Raw genomic sequence first — 3,991 nt, 5'->3', positions numbered from 1 at the left:
ATACATGGGAATTATTTACGTTTAGCTAAAGCTACGTCGATTCATCTCACCACCTGTAGAGGTGGGAGAATTCTCTCAAATTTTAGTTAAACAACTATGTTCTTTTGTTTTTGTATCATAACAAATAGCTACTGCTAAAACACTTTTATCCTCATGCTCTCTTTTAAACTTTTCTATATATTCTTTATTTCTAATTTGCTCTAATGCCACTTCTGGTTTTTGATTTTTTTTAAGCTCTACTATAAATGGTATATCTTTTTTTCTTCTTGGATGGAATGTAAAATCTGCAAAACCTTTCCCTGTCTTTTCTTCTCTTTCAACTCTGTAAGTATCTCTAGCTGATAAATATGCTAATGTGATTACACAGGATAAACTATTTTCATCATTATACTGAAAAATAGGTATTTCAGAGTTATGGATATCATGAAGCAATTCTTCAACTAACTTTATATTTTTTTGTACTGTTGCTTTTAATATTTTCTTTGAATTTTCAATTATTTCAGAAACATAACCAAAAGATTCATCTTTTAAAGCTTTTTCAAACTCTTTCATAAGCTCCTTATTAGGAATTTTTAAATATCCATCATAATATGATAAAAAACCAAGTACTATCATAGCTGAATATATCTCTTCTTTACTTCTTGGTTGTCCCTGTCCTGCTCTAAACTCTTCATCTATAATAATATCAATTTCTTCACCTGAAACCATTTCTATAACATCATCTCTTATTTCTAAAATATTATATTTTAAATACTCTGCAACTTCATCCATTGCACCAGTATTGGTCCAATAACTTTCACAATAATTATTTTGAAGCGCCTTAACTACTGACCTTGGATTATAAACTCTAATTCCTTTAGCTGTTAAATAGCCATTATACCATTCACTTATTTCATCAAATGACATTTTTTTATCTTTAAAGCATAAATTAAAAACTTCTTTTTCTGTAAATCCAAAATATTCTCCAAATTTTCTATCTTTTAAAAAAGTAAACTCATCAAACATATTTAATGCACTACCACTTGAATATTTTTTTATAGGAAGTACTCCTGTCATATAACAAAGACCTACATATGGTTGATCTTTTAATAAATTTCTTAAAAACTCTAAAAAATCATTCTGATTTTCAATAAACAAATTATTATTAAAAATATAATCCCATTCATCAAAAATAAATATAAATTTTTCATCGGTCTTAGTAAAAAGTCTGTTGATACTATCAGTATCCTCACTATCTTCAATTGTAAAAACAGATGATAACTCTTTTTTTAATTGATTGACTATATTACTTATATAGTCTTCATAACTTTTCATATTATCAGGTATTTCATTAAAAGTAATACTTACTACATTATACTTATTTAAATTTTTATTATAATTTTTAGTTTTACTTATATTTAACGTATCAAAAATTTCTTTTGAATTTATCTCTTTAGAATAATATGCCCCTAGCATATCAACAACTGATGACTTTCCAAATCTTCTAGGTCTAGTCACACATATATATTTATCAGAAGTTGTAATAACTTCATTTAAAGATTCTATAAATAACGACTTATCTACAAAATATTTGCTATTATATAAATCTTTGTAATTTTTCAATGATCTATTTGTATTTAAGTACATTCTCATAATAATCTCACCTCATTTTATACTTTTCACTCTCTTTTAACTTTCTTTAATTATATCATAATAAATAATTTATATCCTTGTTATATCATAGCCCTATTTTGCTTAAACAAAACATACTAGAAATTTTTTTAACTTACTATATCTATTTAATAAAAGCAAATCAAAAAGATGACTTTAGTTTAATACTAAAATCATCTTCTAATATTTTAAATTTAATTTTACTTAACTTCTAATAAATCAGTTAAAGTTACCTGAGTACCTCTGCCTAAATTATTCTTTGATAGTATTAAAATACTTCCTTTTCCTTGACTATAGATACTATATTCTTCATACTCACTTCTAAGCACAAATCCAGCCTCTTCTAGTAATTTTTTATACTCCTCATAAGACTTGTTTTGTGCTTCTCCACCTTTTATAGCTAAATTATATTCTACTATAACCTCGTCTTCAGTCATATCTGATAATGCTTTATTATGTGGCATTACTTTATCTAAAGTATCTTTCATATAAGACTTAGCTAAAGTATTAACCTCATAATTAATATCTCCCATAAATTCTTCTAATAAAGTATTTACAACGCTAACTAAAGTATTATCTGTTCTAATCATAGCATGTAGAACATTTTTAAGTACTGGCATTGGTATTCTATCTAAGAACTTTTGTACCTTTGGCATTTCTGTTCCTTTAATATCAATTGCATCCTCATACCCTACTTGAACTTCATCTATAAAATTATACATAGGTATTATTAACTCTTCTACGTAAGATATTATAGTAGTTTTTATATTATCTGAATCAGACTTATATAATTCACTAAAATCCTTACTGCTATGTAATTGCTCTGAAGACTTCTTTAGCTCTTCAAACTTTGCTATGTATAAAGCACTATTATTACTATAATATTCCTCACATCTTACAAGCGCATCTGCTACTAATTGAGATTTAAACTTATCATATATCTCCCACTCTTTTGTGTAAGGTGTTTTACTAAGATTAATAATAGAACCTGCTCCACCTTTAGTATTCTTTGTAGGTTTCTTTTTCTTGCTGCTTGCCATAAATTTTCTCTCCTGTACATTCTTATTTATATTTTAAAAAGGTATCTGTAAAAATAGTAATCTTACACATACCATGCTAATTAACTTATCATAATTTATCTAAAACTCTAAATTCTTAAAAATATCTTGCAAACTCATTTAAAGTATATTTATTGCCTAACTCTTTAATTCCCATTCCTAACACTTTCTTTCTCCATAAATTTATTATACTTCTATTATATCTTAAAAATAGTTAATTATAAACTAAACTACTCAATTACCTCTTGGTATGACAATCAATATGAATGGAACTGCTATTATGCAAGTTATTACAACAGTTTTTATAGCTTCAAGTGCAAGGTATGAAGTTACACTTCCAAGTATTATTTTAATTGGAATTTTAGCTTTAATATCATCTATTGGAACTCCTGCAGCCCCAGGTGCTGGTGCAATTATATTATTCACAGTTTTAACTGGAATGGGCTATAACAATGATGCTGCATTACTTGCCTATTCATTGATACTTGCAATAAATAGACCTGTTGAAATGCTAGTTACAGCCTTGAATGTAGTTGGTCATGCTGCCACTTCAGTTGCTGTTGCAAAATCAGAAAATATGTTAAATGAAGATGTTTATAATAGCTAATACTTGGTTATAAAATAACTAACATATATTTATTTAAAATATAAAAAGCATGAAGTAGATTTTAAATAAATAATTTATGTTGTATATTTTCCGAAGATTAGAAGGCTCAATTTCTAATCTTCTTTTTTATTATCATTTTCAATTTTAACACTGATTTTCTTGCCTTTACTAGACTTCTCAATGTAAAATTTATTAAGTTTAACAACCAATATAGCTATCAAAATAATTAAAGTCATACAAACTGTAATTGTTATTCCTAATATCATAATAATCACCTAAGTCCTGAATCTGTATATAAACCTACTCCCGACCATGAAAAACTGAGGTATAAAAAAATATAAACTTTTCCTTAACATTGGTATTATAGCAAATTGCATAAAACAATACTTTTGTAAATATCTCATAACAATTTCTATATTTTTCTATTTTCTTTAACTCTTAATATTCCAGCAATAAATAATATAATTGCGCCTAGTGTTGGAATAGAGTGATTCAACAAAGTTTGAATACTAAACCCACCTACTAATGTTTCAAGTATTATTGGAATTATTAGAATACCTAAAAAAACAAATAGCAATACTGGCTTTTTATAAATATTTTTAAGCCCTACCGGTGGATCCGCATACCCATCAGGCTAATACTTCCAATATTTGTTTTATGATATAATTTTTAAGAC

General features: G+C 26.5%; 5 protein-coding genes. 1 reads left to right on the top strand and 4 read right to left on the bottom strand.

Translation table 11 applies throughout. From position 1 onward, the window contains the following. Positions 1–75: 75 nt before the first annotated feature. Both Q0V24_RS16945 and Q0V24_RS16940 read right to left on the bottom strand, forming a co-directional pair. On the bottom strand, positions 76–1,632 hold the full coding sequence (locus Q0V24_RS16945; protein ID WP_297523333.1) for an AAA family ATPase: 1,557 nt from the start codon (positions 1,630–1,632) through the stop codon (positions 76–78). 218 nt (positions 1,633–1,850) lie between these two features. After that, positions 1,851–2,690, bottom strand: a complete 840-nt coding sequence (locus Q0V24_RS16940) for a hypothetical protein (protein ID WP_297523331.1) — start codon at positions 2,688–2,690, stop codon at positions 1,851–1,853. 268 nt (positions 2,691–2,958) lie between these two features. Between Q0V24_RS16940 and Q0V24_RS16935 the strand changes: the two genes are divergently transcribed. Continuing rightward, entirely contained in the window at positions 2,959–3,315 is a 357-nt protein-coding gene (locus tag Q0V24_RS16935; RefSeq protein WP_366938328.1) for a cation:dicarboxylase symporter family transporter, read from the top strand. Positions 3,316–3,428: 113 nt separating this feature from the next. On the opposite strand, the gene Q0V24_RS16930 is transcribed toward Q0V24_RS16935, so the two are convergent. Together Q0V24_RS16930 and Q0V24_RS16925 are read right to left on the bottom strand one after the other, a co-directional pair. Beyond that, a complete protein-coding gene (locus Q0V24_RS16930) occupies positions 3,429–3,581 on the bottom strand; it encodes a hypothetical protein (protein WP_297523329.1) in 153 nt (50 codons plus the stop codon). Positions 3,582–3,727: 146 nt separating this feature from the next. Continuing rightward, positions 3,728–3,892, bottom strand: a complete 165-nt coding sequence (locus tag Q0V24_RS16925) for a hypothetical protein (RefSeq protein ID WP_297523327.1) — start codon at positions 3,890–3,892, stop codon at positions 3,728–3,730. Positions 3,893–3,991: the final 99 nt, after the last annotated feature.

Origin of the sequence: uncultured Clostridium sp. (assembly GCF_947039605.1) — a bacterium.
Lineage (GTDB): Bacteria > Bacillota > Clostridia > Clostridiales > Clostridiaceae > Sarcina.
The sequence above is the reverse complement of the archived record's forward strand: the minus strand, read 5'-3'. Positions and strand labels throughout refer to the sequence as shown.

Bases quoted from the DNA above. Each gene is read 5' to 3' on its own strand.
- Q0V24_RS16945 (WP_297523333.1), bottom strand. From the start codon at position 1,632: ATGAGAATGTACTTAAATACAAATAGATCATTGAAAAATTACAAAGAT.
- Q0V24_RS16940 (WP_297523331.1), bottom strand. From the start codon at position 2,690: ATGGCAAGCAGCAAGAAAAAGAAACCTACAAAGAATACTAAAGGTGGA.
- Q0V24_RS16935 (WP_366938328.1), top strand. From the start codon at position 2,959: ATGACAATCAATATGAATGGAACTGCTATTATGCAAGTTATTACAACA.
- Q0V24_RS16930 (WP_297523329.1), bottom strand. From the start codon at position 3,581: ATGATATTAGGAATAACAATTACAGTTTGTATGACTTTAATTATTTTG.